The organism is Streptomyces sp. DH24 (assembly GCF_029813775.1).
Classification (GTDB): domain Bacteria; phylum Actinomycetota; class Actinomycetes; order Streptomycetales; family Streptomycetaceae; genus Streptomyces.
Genome location: NZ_JARVKW010000006.1, coordinates 203674 through 218695, shown reverse-complemented (window position 1 = coordinate 218695; position 15022 = coordinate 203674). Strand labels below are relative to the sequence as shown.

The window sequence follows — 15022 nt, the reverse complement described above, 5'->3', positions numbered from 1 at the left end:
GCCGGTACGGGACGCACGGGGGTTGGGGGAAGGCGTGATCAAGCCGGGGGAGATTCCGCAGTTCACGGGCGATCTGGCGCAGTTGGAGAAGGACTACGGCGACCTGAAGAAGGACGCCGGGAACATCCGGGACACCGGCGTCGACGTGCACTCCCAGTTCCAGGGGCTGTCGGCGTACTACCAGGCGCCGGAGGCGGAGAAGCTCTTCGCGACGACGAAGCCGGTGAAGGACAGGGCGGACGGTTTCGCGGACGATCTGGAGAAGGTGTCGTCGGCGCTGTCGGAGTACGCGACCGAGGTCCGTCCGCTGGTCGACAAGCTGAAGCAGCTGAAGACCGACGCCGCCGCGTTCGTCGATTCGGTGAAGGACGACGACGAGTGGGAGTACGACGAGGACAAGGTCGGCGAGCACAACCAGCTGCGTGATGACATCACCGCGACGGTGGCCGCGTTCTGGGCTGCTGAGCGGACGTGCCACAACAAGATCACGGCGTTGTGGGGCGGCACGCAGATGGTCGCCGGTGACGGCTCGGACCGTAAGGACCAGTACGGGTTCTCGGCCGAGGACATGAAGAACGCGAAGCTTCCCTGGGGTGACCCGGTGGAGGAGAAGCACCACTGGTACGAGGTCGGCCACTGGGTGAAGTCGTTCGTGTGGGACGGCCTGATCGTGGACGGCGTCTGGGGCACGATCAAGGGTCTCGGCACGCTGGTGGGCTTCGGCGGCTGGGAGGCCATGGGCCAGGCGTGGAAGGGCCTGGCGCAGTTGGCGACGGGTCTGGTGCTGACCTCCATCCCTGGTGTGGGGGCGATGTTCTGGACGCTCCCCGACGACAAGTTGCCGTCCTGGATCCGTGATTCGCGTACGGCGATGAAGGAGACGGGCAAGGCGCTGGTGGCGTGGGACCAGTGGGGCAAGAACCCGGCGCGTGCGGCGGGTGCGGTCACCTTCAACGTGCTCACCACCGTCTTCACGGGTGGTGCGGGGGGCGCTGTCGCGGGTGCGGGTAAGGCCGGTGCGGTGGCGAAGGTGCTGGGCACGGCGGGCAAGGTGATCGACCCGATGACCTATATCGCCAAGGGTGCGGGTGCGGGTCTGTCGAAGATCGGGGACATCAGTGCGGCGCTGAAGGGTGTCGGCAACATCGACATCCCGGCGCTGCCCGAGGGTGCGATCGCGCTCCCGGAGGGTGCGGTGAAGCTGCCGGACGGCACGGTGAACCTGCCGGAGGGCGCGGCGCTGCCGGAGGGTGCGACGCGGCTGCCGGACGGCAACGTGAAGCTGCCCGACAACGCGACGGTCCTGCCGCCTGGCACGGTGAAACTGCCCACGGAGGACGGTGTCCCGGCCCAGTACCTGGACCCGGACGGCAACATCCTGGACGAGGGCGGCAACGTCGTGCAGAAGGGCGCGGACGGCCCCGGCGACATCGTCGACCAGCCCGACATGACCCCGCCGGCGTCGGGTGCGGACAACCCGCGGGTGGACTCCCCGGTGCGGGAACCGGCCCTGGTGGGCGCGGGCGCCGCGACGGTCGACAACGCGGGCCAGGTGATCCGCCTGGGCAGCGACGGCCTGGACGACATCGGCCGCGTCGGCGACGACCTGAACACCCCGGGCACGCGAGTCGAGGGCCCGGGCGGCACGGCCGACAACCTTCCCGGCGGCACCGCGGGCAACAACCTGCCGGGCGGCACCGCGGGCAACAACCTGCCTGGCGGCACCGCGGGCAACCTGCCGACCAACAGCATCGACACCCCTGCTCCCGTCGGTGCCGCGGACAATGCGACGCCCGGAACCACCACGGGCGACCACCTCCCCGGCGGTCGCGCCGACGACCTGGGCGGCGGTCCCTCCGGCAGCCACGACCTGCCCGGCGGCGGCACCACCGACGTACCGCCGCGCTTCGACGGTCCGCCCGGTGGCGGACTGGACGACCTCGGCCGTACCGGTGACGACGCCGCCGAGACAGGGGACAACGCCGCAGGCGGGCCCGATGCCACCACACCCGCGCGGGACGCGGAGGCGGCCCGGCCCGAGTTCATGCGGGACGGCGACAATCCGTACGGGCCGGAAGGCTCGCTCACGCCGGAGCAGATCCACGAGATCCAGGTCTACCGTGCCAACCACGAGCCCGGTTACTTCGAGGACTTCTACAAGTCCAACGGCAACCGGAAGAACCTGGACTTCGTCGACGAGAGCGGGAGGACGCCGCCCCAGCTCACGCGGGAGTCGCCGCAGCACCCGTGGACGTCGGTCAGGGACGCGCCCGAGCCCCTCCCGCCGAACTACCTGGGCGACGCGGTCAAGGGCGGGCGGGAGACCGCGAGCCCGGAGGCCCTCGCGCGGCTCGACGAGGCGGCGGCCAACCGGCACCACGCGGTCAACTACGACCAGGCGGCGGGACGCCACAAGGCCGAGGCCGTCGAGGCGCACAAGACCAGTCCCACTCCCGAGTCCGAGCTGACCCAGCTCGAGCGCACCAACGAGTACAAGGCCGCGCACCGCGACATGCGCGACAACGCGGAGGCGTACGGCGAGGCCATCGCCGAGCACCACGTCATCCCGGAGCACTACCCGAACGCCACCCGGGAGCCGCTGGACGGCCCGCTGAACGGCAACGACCAGTTCGACCAGGTGTGGCGCCGTGAGGACGGCGGCTTCGTCGTCGTGGAAGCCAAGAGCAGCACCACCACGGACCTCGGGGCACGCAACCTGCCGAACGGCAAGCGGGTCTCCCAGGGGACCAGGGAGTACTTCCTGGACATCCTGGACGAGATGCGCAAGCGCGGTGAGGACAATCCCAACGAGCTGCTGCTCGCGGACGAGCTCGAAGCGGCGTTGGCCAGGGGCGACGTGGACTACATAGTGGTCAAGGGTCAGAAGAACGCCGGTGAGTACGCTGGCTACAGCATGCGGAACTTCGACATCGCCGACAGGAGCACACCGTGACCGTCACCATTGCCCGGCACGGGGCGCCCGGGCCCAACGCCGAGCGGTTCGCCGAGGCTATGCGCGGGAGCACGGCCGCGTCGATCGAGCGGCTGGAGTCGGCGCCCGTCATGATCGACGCGACGTTCACCAAGTCCCTGCTGAACATGCGAGCGCAGTGCACGGTGGACGCCCGGGCCGCGAAGCTGGAAACGTGGGAGTCGGTCGTCACCGCCATGCAACTCGGCTCGGCGATGTTCGCCCTGACCGGCGGCACCGGCGGTGTCGTGGAGACCCGCATCGACCACAAGGTGCGGCACATTCCGGAGATCGGGCCGCGCCCGTACGCCGACGCGGGCAACTGGCTCACGGCGTTCTGGCTCGCCATTGTCTGCCGCGACCAGAAGCGCATGACCCGGCTCTGCGAGATCCCCCTCGACCGGCTCCGCTCGCCCGAAGGAGCGTACGACGAGTACGTCTACCACTGGGTGGACGCGCTGCAGACCTACTGGCTGCAAGGCCCGGGGCTGGTGGAGAAGCTCACCGCCGCCATCGAGGGCTCCAGCCCCGATGTCGCCACGACCGCTCCCCGCGACCTGCTGCAGCAGGTCCTGTATCCCCCGATCGACCTGTTCTACCGCTTCCTGCGCCAGGATCGCGACGGCTTCGACGAGGCGCTCGCCCAGGCTCTGAGCCTGCACAAGCTGTACTGGACGGCGGACGAGGACCGCGCGAAGGACGCCGAGGGCCGCATCGCCCTCGCTCCCCTCGCCATCGCCTGCCTCGCCCACGACGGCGGCATCCCCGTCGACGTGGAGTCGGAATATCTGCCCCACCACCTCCTCCAGCGCAGCTGGCTGGGTGAGTTCGAGACGTGAGCGCCGGACGGACGGTTCCGCGGGCACGGCCCTCGCGCCGGCGCAGCAGCGCTGTGCGGTGGACCCGCAGGCGGTGAAGTCCGAGACGGGGGAGGCGCGGGTCACGGTCATGCAGACCGGGTCCGCGCTGTTCGCCGCGGCGACCGCGCCCGAGTACCGGACCGCCGATGAGGCCCGTGCCGCCAGCGCCGACGGACTCGTCGCCCTCGGCCCGCTGGCCATGGCCTGCCTCGCCCGGGACCAGGGCATCACCGTGGACACCGGGTCCGAGTACCTGCCCAAGGCACTCCTGGACTACGCCCGGATCGGTGAGGCCGCCTACTGATCCCACCAAGCGGTCCCAGGCGGGCGTGGACCCGTACTGGAGCTCGTAGAGGTGCCCGGCCTTGACCATGGCGGTCGCTCCGGCGGGGCGGTCGTTGTCGGTGTACACCACCCGCAGTGTCAAGAGGACTTCCTGAGCCCGACGAGTCCGAGCGCGGCCCTCGGGCTCAGAACAGGCTCAGCAGCGCCTCCGCCGGGTCCGTCAGGCCGTTCTCGCCGTCCGGCAGCGGGAGTTCGAACCACACCGTCTTGCCGCGTGGCGTCCGGCGTGAGCCCCACGCCGCGCTGAGCAGGCCGACGAGCTGGAGGCCGCGGCCGCCCTCGTCGGTGTCGCGGGCCCGGCGACGGCGCGGCTGGACCAGGCCGGAGTCCCAGACCTCGCAGACCAGCGTGCGGTCCAGCAGCAGGCGGAGGCGGATGTCGCCCTCGCCGTACCGCAGGGCGTTGGTGACCAGCTCGCTGACCAGCAGTTCCGTCGTGTCGACCAGCGGTTCCAGGTCCCAGCTCAGCAGCTGTCCGCGGGCGTACTCGCGGGCCCGGCCCACGCTGCGCGGCTCGCGCGGCAGCGTCCAGTCGCCGACGGACTCGGCGGGCAGGCCCTGCACGCGGGCCATGAGCAGGGCGATGTCGTCCTCGCCGTGGTGGGTGTCCAGGGTGTTGAGGACGTGGTCGCAGACGTCCTCCAGGGGCTGGGTCGGGTCGGTGAGCGCGCCCACGAACGCCTGGAGCCCTTCGTCCAGCGGATGGTCGCGGGACTCGACCAGCCCGTCGGTGTAGAGGGCGAGCAGCGCGCCCTCGGGGAGTTCGACCTCGACCTCCTCGAAGGGTTCCCCGCCCACGCCGAGCGGCATGCCCGGCGGTACGTCGAGCATCAGCGCGGACTCCCCGGGTTCGACCAGCACGGGCGGCAGGTGGCCGGCGTTCGCGAAGGTGCAGCGCCGCGTGACGGAGTCGTAGACGGCGTAGACGCAGGTGGCGAGGTAGACCTCGGACAGGTCGGCCTCGCGGGGGCGGCGGGCGGCGCGGGTGGCCTGCTGGATGCCGCCGGGCGCGCCGAGGCCCCGGGCGATCTCGTCCAACTGGGAGAGGACCTCGGCCGGTTCCAGGTCCAGGAGCGCCAGGGTGCGCACGGCGGTGCGGAGTTCGCCCATCGCGACGGCGGCGCGCAGGCCGCGGCCCATGACGTCGCCGACGACGAGGGCGGTACGGTGGCCGGGCAGTTCGATGACGTCGAACCAGTCGCCGCCGACCTCGCTGGGCCGGCCGGTGGAGGCGGTGCCGGGCAGGTAGCGGCAGGCGATGTCGAGGCCGGAGGCCTCCGGGTCGCCGGGCGGGAGCAGGGACCGTTGCAGTATCAACGCGCGTTCGTGCTCGCGCCGGTACAGGCGCGCGTTGTCGATGCAGACGGCGGCGCGGGCGGCCAGTTCGACGGCGAGGTCGCGGTCCCGGTCGCCGAACGGCTCGCTGCCCTTGGTGCGGGCGAACTGCGCGAGCCCCACGACCATGTCGTGCGCCACCATCGGCACGGCGAGCGTGGACTGCACGATGCCGCCGTCCTCGCCGGGGACCATGCGCGGCCGTGCGGTGCGCAGGGCGTCCGCGCAGGGCGAGTTGAAGGCGTAGTGGTGGACGGCGCCGACGGCCACGGGCCGGCACGTGCCGCCGAAGGGCGCGTCGGAGACGGCGCTGGCGTAGGCGACGCGGCGCAGTTCGGCGCTGCCGTCGGCGAGGCCGGGCGGGGTCTCGTCGCCGACCAGGAGCCCCTGGTAGAGGTCGACGGTGGCGAGGTCGCAGAAGCCGGGGACGGCCACGTCGAGGAGTTCGCGGGCGGTGGTCTCCAGGTCGAGGGAGTTCCCTATGCGGGCGCCCGCCTCGTTGAGCAGGGCGAGATTGCGTCGTGCGGCGGCGGCCTCGCGGGCGGCGGCGCGGCGGGAGGTGATGTCGGTTCCCAGCCAGGCGACGCCGATGGGCCGGCCCGAACCACTGTGCACGCGGTAGAGGTTGACGGACCAGTGGCGGCGTTCCTCGGAGCCCGGCACGAAGCCCGTGACGTGCATGTCCGTGATGGACTCGCCGGTCTCCAGGACCCGGCGCATGGTCGCGGCGACCCGCTCGGCCTCCCCGCGCGGCAGGTAGTCGTGGACGCCCTGGCCGCGGTGGTCGTCGGGGGAGCCGCCGAAGACGGAGGCGAACCGCTGGTTGGCGCGGCGCACCTTGAGTTCGGTGTCGATCAGCAGGAATCCGAACGGAGATTGACCGAATATCGCCTGCGAGGCGGCGAGGTCGGTCTCGATGCTGCGCAGGGTGCGGATGTCGACGACGATGCAGACGGCGGCCTTCTCGCCCTCCTCGGTGCGCGTCGGCATGACGTACACCTCGGCGAGGGCCTCGCCGTACTCGCGGGGGCCGATGCCCGGCGCCTTGAAGGGGACCACTCCGGTCCACTCGCGGCCGTCGAGGATCTCGGCCATCTTGCGCCGGCCGTCGGCGCGCTTGTCGGGGTCGACGAACACCTCTATGGGGTCCATGCCGACGGCGCGCTCGGCGGGGATGCCGAAGATCTGCTCGGCGCGCAGACTCCACTGGTCGACGAGCCCGTCGGGGCCCACGGAGAAGGACGCGACCTTGATGTAGTCGTACATCGAGCCGGGCGGGCTGCTCTGCCACATGGCGTCGCCGGCCGGGGCATCGCCGGACACGAGGCCGTCGGCGGCCCGTCCTGTCGCGCCGCCCGCCGGGTCCTCGGACTCCGTGGCCTTCGCTGGTATCTCGCTCACGCGAACCGTCCCCTCCAGCTCACCGCGTCCGGCACCGGTCACCGGGGGCGGCTGCCCGCAGTATCCAGCACTACGGCGCCGCACGACACGGTGTTCACGATCACAGCACGGTTCCGGCGGTTTTCGGACCCGGCTGCGACAACACTTCCAGTCTTCTAACCAGGGAACACGTCGCCGAATCACACATCGGGGCACGGGCTGCCGGCGTGCGCCGGTCGTGCGACCTTCAGGGCACCGCGAGTTCGAACCACACCGTCTTCCCCACCTCGTCGGGCCGGGTGCCCCAGCGGCGCGAGGAGATGGCGACGAGTTCCAGCCCGCGCCCGCTCTCGTCGTCGGGGCGGGCGGCCCGGCGGCGGGGCGGGTCGGGGAGCGGGTCGGAGACCTCCACGAGGATGACGCCGGGCAGGCCCGAGGGGCGGCGGACCAGGCGCACGCCGATGGGGCCCGTGGCGTGCCGCAGGGAGTTGGTGACCAGTTCGCTGACCAGCAGCGCTGCCATGTCGGCGACGCTGTCGAGGTCCCAGTCGCGCAACTGGACGCGCACGGCGGCGCGAGCGGTGCGGACCGCGCCCGGGTCCGCGGCAAAGGTCCACTCGGCGCAGTCGCCTTCGGTGTCGATCACGCCGATCACTTCCCAGGCCAGCAAGCCCACCCATGTCCAGTTTCGTGGGGTTAATGGGCACATACCCGATATCCCGGCGCGGGTACCGCGCAGGAGGGCGCACTGTGGCACGAACGGCGTACGAAGGTCATGCGCCCACGCCCCCGGCGTGCACTCCCCGGCAGGCGCTATGCGCCCGTTACGCCCTCCACATCGAGGCCGAGGTGGGTGAGAGCGGCCCGGACGGCGGGCACGTCCTGGTCGAGCCAGTCGACGGACCAGATCTCGTCGGGACCGAGCCAGCGCAGCTCGTCGTGGTCCTGGAGCGCCTCGGGCGCGGGCGAACCGGGCAGCAGCCGGGCGGTCCAGACGTGCAGGGTGTACGGGGGCTTCAGCGGCCACTGGCCCGGGACGCGCTCGCCGGCCTCGCTCCGGACGCCCAGTTCCTCGCGCAGTTCGCGCACCAGGGCGGCGTCGGGCGTCTCGCCGTCCTCGACCTTGCCGCCGGGCAGCTCCCAGCGTCCGGCCAGCTCGGCGGGGGCACTGCGACGCGCGGCGAGCAGCCGGCCGCCGTCGAGCAGGGCGGCACCCACCACGATCCGTTCGGTCATGCCGGGAGCCTACGGGAAGCCCGGGCCGGGCACCGGCTAAGGCCTGCTGCCCGCCTCGCTCTGGCCGATCCTCTCGACCCAGTAGAGCCGCTTGTGGCCGCGCGCGTCGAGACTGTCCGCGATCTTCTGGGCCTCGGCCCGGGTCGCGTATCTGCCCACGCGGTAGCGATTGCCGTTGTCGTCCTGCCGGACGACGAGCCAGGGGAGAGTGACCGTGCCCTCGTTCATCGCGCCCCTCCATTTCCCGCCCGCGGTCCAGGCCGCACCCCGCCCGATAAGGAAACCGCAATCCGCATATGCCCGAGCCTACGCCCAACCTTCACGCAGCGAATACGGCTTTTCACGAAGAGGTACGCAACCAGCCAGGGGTCAGGGGGCGCACAACGCCGGATGCGCCGCCCGGGAAGGACGACGCATCCGGTCAGCGGCATGCCGCCGCTGCCGGAGCCGACCTGCGAAAACGGCGGAATCTCAACGGAGTTGGGGGTCGTGGCGACCGGGCGGGGCGGTCGGGCAGCGGGCGAGGCGGGTGCGCGGAGTGTGCTGCATCACGCTCGCGCGCCGCCCGGCGCATCCCGGAACGCGCCCCCTCCGAGGGTCCGCGAGGGCCCGGCGACCGCCCCCGGTCACACCCCCGGAGAGGTCCGGCTACTTCACCGGTAGGTGGTACGCCGCCCGGTACCGGTCCGCCGGGATCACCACGTCCGCCGTCTCCACGGGGCGGCCCGAGGCGTAGAAGGTGCGCTGGATGACGAGGACGACGTGTCCGGGGACGCCGCCGAGCAGGAGCAGTTCCTCGGCGAGGCCGGGGCGGGCGCCGACCTCCTCCACGACGTTGTCGACGACGACGTCGATGGCGGCCATGCGCTCGACGACGCCCATGCCGCCGAGCGGGCCCTCCTCGGGCAGCATCACCGGCGTGCGGCCCGTGACGGCGAGGGGCTCCCAGGAGGTGGAGAGCATCGTCGCCTCGCCGGCCTCCCGGAAGACGTACCGCGTGCACATCACGCGGTCACCGGGCTTGACGGCGAGCCGCTCGGCGACGGCCCGGCTCGCCTCGGTCTGCTCGCTGCTGGACTCCCAGGTGCCGCGCACGCCGAGGTCGGCCTGCTCCTGGCGAAAGGGCGTGGCGCCCCCGGCCGGGCGGAAGCCGGAGCGGGCGATCCTGCGGGGCACGGGCCGCTCACGCACATACGTCCCCGAGCCGGAGCGGCCCTCGACCAGACCTTCGGCCATCAGCACCTTGCGTGCCTCCAGCGCGACGGTGTCAGAGACGCCGTACTCCTCGCGGATCCGGGCCTGGGAGGGGAGGCGGGTGTGCGGGGGCAGCAGGCCGTCGACGATCTTCTTGCGGAGATCACCCGCGACACGCAGGTACGCCGGCTGCTCACCGAATGTCACTGGCCGCTCCCATCAGGTTGTACAGACAGCAACAGCCTGGCAACCGTGGGTTGTGCCATGCAAGCAAAGGCCAGAGAATCACCCGATGTGATGACTTGTGCCCACCACTCCCTTTACGCAGGCACTTTCTCCCCGCTATAAGAGCCGTCACACCTGAAGGCCGGGGTCCTCCGCCGCGTCTCCACCGCTCTCCTCATATGCGGGCGGAGTCGTGGCCAGGCCCAGAGCCTTGCGCGCCGTGACCGACCTCTGGGGGTCGGTCAGTTCCAGGGCCCTGTCGTAGTGCTCGTGGAAGGCGTCCGCGTCGGCGGCGCCGCCCGCCCGCGCCCACTCCTTCCGCGCGGCCTCCAGGTCCTCGACCAGGTCGGCGACCGGCTGCCTGGCACCGGCCGGCCAGTCGTGGCCGCGCAACATGCCGGCCTGCTCGGTCAGCGCGTCGGCGACGCCGTCCGCCCACGCCTGGTGGCCGGGCAGGTCGTCCTCGACGTACTCCTCCTCGGGGGCCTCGTCCATCGCCGCGTTGAGGACGCGGACCGACTCCAGGTAGGCGACCTGATGGCGGTCGAGCGTGGTCTCGTCGCTGCGCAGCGAACCCGTCAGCGAACCCTTCCCGTCCGTGTTGCCGAACACGCAGGTGATCTCGTGGTCGCCGAAGCGCCAGCTGTCCCGGGACGGCACGAGGTGGTACACGTCGACATGTCCCGGCACGGCCCAGCCGTCCATCGCGTAGGTGTCCTTCAGGGCGTAGCACTTGTCGTCGGCGGTGTCGGTGAGCGAGTCGTCGCCGGGGAAGGCGCCGCCGGGCAGGGTGACCACGGCGAACACCTCTCCGTCGTGCTCGCCCGCGCAGGGCACCGGGTCGACGTCGTACGCCATGCCCTCCAGGCCGCCGGGCGAGTCGAAGCAGTCGCCCTTGTCGAGGGTGAGCGTGGAGTTGCCGTTCGCGCCGTTCCTGAAGCCCTCCCACAGGTCGGACGCGGCGCCCGTGGCCAGCGACGCCGTCCACAGGGCGAGGCCGACGGCGGACAGCACGGCGCCGGCGATCGCCATGCCCCGGCCGCGCTCGCCGCGCCGCCTGATCTGCCGCAGCGCGATCAGCCCCAGGACGAGCCCCGCGGCGGGCAGGAAGCAGAGGATGCCGAGCACGAGCGCGGCGATGGCGACCCCGTTGACGGCCGCCCGGCCGCCGTACGGGACGGGCGCCGGTCCCCAAGGGCCGTACGGGCCCTGCGGAGGGGGCGGGTACGGCGGGTACGGCCCCTGCGGCGGCCGGTGCGGGCCGGGGGGCGGCGGAACGGACACGGGCACCGTGCTCCTGGTTCGGGCGGCGGGGCGTGGCGGGCACGCGGGGGAACTGATGTACGACTCGCCGCATCGTAAGCGAGCCCGCCGGCTCCTCCTGCCGCGCCGTCACCGCCGTCACCGGGTGTGCCCCGCCCCCGCGTCGGGAACGCGGGAGCGGGGCGGCTGCCCGCAGGGGCGAGGGTGCGTCAGAACTGCAGCGCCCAGGCGTCGATGCGGCCGGTGTCCCACGACGCGTTGTCGCTGACCCGCAGCTTCCACGTGCCGTTCGCCACCTCGGAGGAGGCGTTGACGGTGTACGTGGTGTCGATGTTGTCCGCGCTGCCGCCGGTGCCGTACGCCTTCAGCGTGTACGCCGTGCCGTCGGGGGCGATCAGCTGAACCTGGAGGTCACCGATGTAGGTGTGGACGATGCGCACCTCGACGGCCAGGTCCGAGGGCGCGTTGCCGGAGACGCCGGAGACGGTCACCGGGGACTCGGTGGTGGCGTTGTCGTTGATGGCGTAGTCGGCGCTGTTCTCGAAGCGCGGCCCGGTGGGCGGCGGGGTGGTGCCGCCACTGCCGACGTACAGCAGAAGGTTGGGCGAGCCGGTGCCGGGGCTGGTGACGACGCCGGTGGTGGCGGCGGACGTCAGCGCGGTGGAGACCTGGGCGGGCGTGGCCGTGCGGTTGTCGGCCAGGTAGAGCGCCGCGGCTCCGGCGACGTGCGGGGACGCCATCGACGTGCCGGAGATGGTGTTGGTGGCGGAGTCGCCGGTGTGCCACGCCGAGGTGATCGACGAGCCGGGTGCGAACAGGTCGAGCACCGAGCCGTAGTTGGAGTAGCTGGCGCGGGCGTCGGTGGAGGTGGTGGCGCCGACCGTGATGGCCTCGGTGACGCGGGCCGGGGACTTGGTGGAGGCGTTGGTGTTCTCGTTGCCGGCCGCGACGGCGAAGGTGATGCCGGAGGCGATGGCGTTGCGGACCGCGGCGTCGAGGGTGCTGTCCGCGCCGCCGCCGAGGGACATGTTGGCGACGGCCGGCTTGACCGCGTTGCGGGCCACCCAGTCGATGCCGGCGACGACGCCCGCGGTGGTGCCGGAACCGGAGTTGTTCAGCACACGGACGCCGACGATCTTCGCCTTCTTGGCGACGCCGTACGCGTTGCCCGCGACCGTGCCGGCGACGTGCGTGCCGTGGCCGTTGCCGTCCTGGGCGGTGTTGTCGTTGTCGACGGCGTCGTAGCCGTAGGAGGCGCGACCGCCGAAGTCGCTGTGGGTGATGCGGACGCCGGTGTCGATGATGTACGCCGTCACGCCCTGACCGGCGGAGTCCGGATAGGTGTAGGAGTTGTCGCGCGGCAGGTTCCGCTGGTCGATGCGGTCCAGGCCCCAGGAGGGCGGGTTGGGCTGCGTGCCCGTGATGGTGAAGGTGCGGTTCTGGACGACGGAGGCGACGGCCGGGTCGGCGGCGAGACGTTTCGCCTCGGTCTCGGAGGCCTCGATCGCGTAGCCGTTCAGGGCCTTGGTGTAGGTCCGCTCGATCGAGGCGCCGTACTTCTTGGCCAGGGCGCGGCCCTCGGCGGAACCGGCCTTCGCCTCGTCGGCCCTGAGGGTCACGATGTAGCTGTCGGCGACGGCGTTCGCCGCGCCCTCGTACTGGATCCGGCCTTCGGGCGCCGGGGCGGCGCCGGCGGGGAGGGCGGAGACGAGGCTCGCGGCGAGTGCCGCGCCGGCCACCGCGCCGATGGCGGTCAGTCTTCGCCGGGCATGACGCATCACTGCCATCTGAGGGGTCCTCCTCAATCGGTGGTGCGCTGGTGTGGGGATGGTGCGGTCGATCCACGCACGACGGAGCAGGCGCGTATGGCAGGGGCATGTCAACGCCATGTGCCGACGCGCCTGTGCGTCAGCCGAAAGATTGAGGCTTCCACAGGAATTGCACAAGAGGCCGTGCACGGACTTAACAGACAAGCCGCACGGCACGGCGGCCCGCGGCCGGCGCCCGCCCGTGCGGCGCCGACCGCGCGACCAGGCCCTTCACGCGTCGAACGCGGTGTTCCGGGTCCGCTTCTCCCACGCCGTCACCTCGGCGCGCACCCGGTCGAGATGGTCGAGCACGGCCGTGACCGCGTCGTCGCCGAGCGGCAGGCGCAGCGGCGTGTCCTCGGCGTCCAGCGCGGCCAGGACGAGCGCCGCCGCCTTCGCCGGGTCGCCGGGCTGCGTACCGTCGCCGCTCTCGACGTACGCGCGCGTCCGCGACACCTTCGGGTACCGCCCGCTGTCGGCGCTCACGCCCGCCCGGCCGCCCGCGAACAGCGACGTGCGGAACGCGCCCGGCTCGACGATCAGCACCTTCACGCCGAACTCCCGCACCTCGTCCGCGAGCGCCTCGGACATGCCCTCCAGCGCGAACTTCGTGCCGCTGTACGCCCCGAAGCCCGCCACCGACATCTGCCCGCCCATGCTGCTCATCTGCACGATCGCGCCCGAGCGCCGCCGGCGCATGTGCGGCAGCACGGCCCGCACCAGCGTGGCGGGACCGAAGACGTGCAGCTCGAACAGCTCGCGCAGCTCCGCGTCCGTCGTCTCCTCCAGGGCGCCGACGTGCGTACGGCCCGCGTTGTTGACCAGCACGTCGATCCGACCGTGCCGCGCCACGACGTCCCGCACGGCCGCCTCCGCGGCGGCGGTGTCGGTGACGTCCAGCGGCAGCGCCTCCATCTGGTCGGGGTGCGCGGCCACCAGGTCCGCCAGCGCCTCCGCGCGCCGGGCCGCCCCCACCACGACGTCGCCCGCGGCCAGCGCCGCCTCGGCGATCGCCCGCCCGAAACCGCTGCTCGCGCCCGTGATCAGCCAGACCTTGTGCATGCCCGCTCCCCTGTGTCCGTCGCTCGTTCTCGTCGTCCGCGCCCGCCGTCCGCGCTCGTCGTCCGCGCTCGCCGTCCGCGCTCCTGCTTGCGTGAACGAGCCTGCGGCAGTGGGCAGTTGCCCGTCCAAGACCCTGACTGATAACCGATGGTTATGACGACTGACGTTCATGTGCGGGACCTGCGCTACTTCCTGACCGTGGCCGAGGAGTTGCACTTCACGCGCGCGGCCGAGCGGCTGTACGTGTCCCAGCCCGCGCTCAGCAAGCAAGTACGGGCGCTGGAGCGGCAGTTGGGAGTCACGCTGTTCCGGCGCGACCCGTCCGGCGTGTCCCTCACCGCGGCCGGCGGCGCGCTCCTGCCGCACGCCCGGCGGGTACTGGACGCCTGGCGGGAGGGCGCTGCGGCCGTGGCGGCGGCCCGGGCGGCGGAGCGCGGCACGCTGGTCGTCGGCATGAGCACCAGCCCCGGCCGCGGAGGGCTGCTGCCCGCCGTGCGGTCGCGGTTCTCGGCCGCCTGTCCGGAGGCGGTGCCGCGGCTGCGGCAGGTGAGCTGGGAGGACCCCACGGCGGGCCTCGCGAACGGGCACGCCGACGTCGCCTTCGTCTGGCTGCCGCTGCCGGACCCGGAGCGCTACGAGTGGACGGTGGTCGCCGAGGAACCGCGCCTCGTCGCCCTCCCCGAGGACCACCCGCTCGCCTCCCGGCCCGGGATCGACTTCGCCGACCTCCTCGACGAGCCGTTCCTCGCGCTGCCGGGCAGCGCCGGGGTGCTGCGGGGCCACTGGCTGGCCCTCGACGCGCGCGGCGGGCGCGAGCCGCGTGTCGGGGCGGAGGTCGCCGGCACGGAGGAGACGTACGAGGCGCTGGTCGCGGGGCTGGGGGTGTGCCTGGTCGCGGCGGGCAACGCCCCGCTGATCACCCTCGGCGGCGTGGTGACCCGCCCGGTCCGCGGCCTCGCCCCGAGCCGCTACGCCCTCGCCTGGCGCCGGCAGGACGCGCACAGCCCACTGGTACGGGCCTACGCCGAGGCGTGCCGGACGGCGACAGGAGGGCGCGGGCCGACGGCAGGGTGAGGCGCCCTGCGGGGGGGCGGCGGGGGCGGCCAACGCTCGGCTGACTGCCCTGCGCGGCCGAGGGAGGCGGACCGGCGCTCGGGGGCTGCCCCGCACGGCCCACGGAAGCGGACCGGCACTCGGCGGACCGTGCCCCGCGCGAGCCACCCGGCGTCCGGTCGACCGCGCCCCGCGCGACCCGTCCGGCGTCCGGTCGACCGTGGCGCCGGGTTGCTGTGGGACCGCCGGCCGGCCCCCGGGGCCTCGGTGACGGCGGTGAGCGCGTCGACG

12 protein-coding genes and 1 pseudogene are annotated in these 15022 nt (G+C 72.6%); 4 read left to right on the top strand and 9 right to left on the bottom strand.

Annotation, left to right across the window (positions count from 1 at the left end; all coding sequences use genetic code 11):
- The first annotated feature begins 34 nt into the window (after window positions 1-34).
- Genes QC282_RS07320 through QC282_RS07310 form a run of 3 tightly spaced genes read left to right on the top strand, consistent with a single transcriptional unit; the run spans window position 35 to window position 4135 of the window.
- Window positions 35-2953, top strand: coding sequence for a hypothetical protein (locus tag QC282_RS07320; RefSeq protein WP_279548392.1), 2919 nt, complete (start codon window positions 35-37; stop codon window positions 2951-2953).
- Window positions 2950-3810, top strand: a complete 861-nt coding sequence (locus QC282_RS07315) for an immunity 49 family protein (protein WP_279548391.1) — start codon at window positions 2950-2952, stop codon at window positions 3808-3810. The genes QC282_RS07320 and QC282_RS07315 overlap by 4 nt, the downstream gene beginning before the upstream one ends.
- Window positions 3794-4135 (top strand): Imm49 family immunity protein, encoded by a 342-nt coding sequence (locus QC282_RS07310; protein ID WP_279548390.1) that lies wholly within the window; start codon window positions 3794-3796, stop codon window positions 4133-4135. The genes QC282_RS07315 and QC282_RS07310 overlap by 17 nt, the downstream gene beginning before the upstream one ends.
- A gap of 21 nt (window positions 4136-4156) precedes the next feature.
- Here QC282_RS07310 and QC282_RS07305 read toward each other — a convergent pair.
- The 9 genes and pseudogenes from QC282_RS07305 to QC282_RS07265 form a co-directional block, all read right to left on the bottom strand.
- A pseudogene (locus tag QC282_RS07305) lies at window positions 4157-4264 on the bottom strand (GntR family transcriptional regulator); the annotation flags it as partial.
- Between the two features lie 37 nt (window positions 4265-4301).
- Window positions 4302-6911 carry a SpoIIE family protein phosphatase gene (locus tag QC282_RS07300; RefSeq protein ID WP_279548389.1) on the bottom strand — a complete coding sequence of 870 codons (2610 nt, stop codon included), beginning with the start codon at window positions 6909-6911 and terminating at the stop codon, window positions 4302-4304.
- A gap of 226 nt (window positions 6912-7137) precedes the next feature.
- Window positions 7138-7566: an ATP-binding protein gene (locus QC282_RS07295; RefSeq protein WP_279548388.1), complete on the bottom strand. Its 429-nt coding sequence runs from the start codon at window positions 7564-7566 to the stop codon at window positions 7138-7140.
- 137 nt (window positions 7567-7703) lie between these two features.
- A complete protein-coding gene (locus tag QC282_RS07290) occupies window positions 7704-8126 on the bottom strand; it encodes a (deoxy)nucleoside triphosphate pyrophosphohydrolase (protein ID WP_279548387.1) in 423 nt (140 codons plus the stop codon).
- 36 nt (window positions 8127-8162) lie between these two features.
- Window positions 8163-8354, bottom strand: a complete 192-nt coding sequence (locus QC282_RS07285) for an SPOR domain-containing protein (RefSeq protein ID WP_279548386.1) — start codon at window positions 8352-8354, stop codon at window positions 8163-8165.
- A gap of 420 nt (window positions 8355-8774) precedes the next feature.
- Window positions 8775-9527: a GntR family transcriptional regulator gene (locus QC282_RS07280; protein ID WP_279548385.1), complete on the bottom strand. Its 753-nt coding sequence runs from the start codon at window positions 9525-9527 to the stop codon at window positions 8775-8777.
- Window positions 9528-9674: 147 nt separating this feature from the next.
- A complete protein-coding gene (locus tag QC282_RS07275; protein ID WP_279548384.1) occupies window positions 9675-10829 on the bottom strand; it encodes a DUF4190 domain-containing protein in 1155 nt (384 codons plus the stop codon).
- A gap of 188 nt (window positions 10830-11017) precedes the next feature.
- Window positions 11018-12595 (bottom strand): S8 family peptidase, encoded by a 1578-nt coding sequence (locus QC282_RS07270; protein WP_279548383.1) that lies wholly within the window; start codon window positions 12593-12595, stop codon window positions 11018-11020.
- 252 nt (window positions 12596-12847) lie between these two features.
- Entirely contained in the window at window positions 12848-13678 is an 831-nt protein-coding gene (locus tag QC282_RS07265; RefSeq protein ID WP_279548382.1) for an oxidoreductase, read from the bottom strand.
- Window positions 13679-13825: 147 nt separating this feature from the next.
- Between QC282_RS07265 and QC282_RS07260 the strand changes: the two genes are divergently transcribed.
- On the top strand, window positions 13826-14752 hold the full coding sequence (locus QC282_RS07260) for a LysR family transcriptional regulator (RefSeq protein WP_279548381.1): 927 nt from the start codon (window positions 13826-13828) through the stop codon (window positions 14750-14752).
- Window positions 14753-15022: the final 270 nt, after the last annotated feature.

Bases quoted from the DNA above. Each gene is read 5' to 3' on its own strand.
- QC282_RS07285 (WP_279548386.1), bottom strand. From the start codon at position 8,354: ATGAACGAGGGCACGGTCACTCTCCCCTGGCTCGTCGTCCGGCAGGAC.
- QC282_RS07260 (WP_279548381.1), top strand. From the start codon at position 13,826: ATGGTTATGACGACTGACGTTCATGTGCGGGACCTGCGCTACTTCCTG.
- QC282_RS07265 (WP_279548382.1), bottom strand. From the start codon at position 13,678: ATGCACAAGGTCTGGCTGATCACGGGCGCGAGCAGCGGTTTCGGGCGG.
- QC282_RS07270 (WP_279548383.1), bottom strand. From the start codon at position 12,595: ATGGCAGTGATGCGTCATGCCCGGCGAAGACTGACCGCCATCGGCGCG.
- QC282_RS07290 (WP_279548387.1), bottom strand. From the start codon at position 8,126: ATGACCGAACGGATCGTGGTGGGTGCCGCCCTGCTCGACGGCGGCCGG.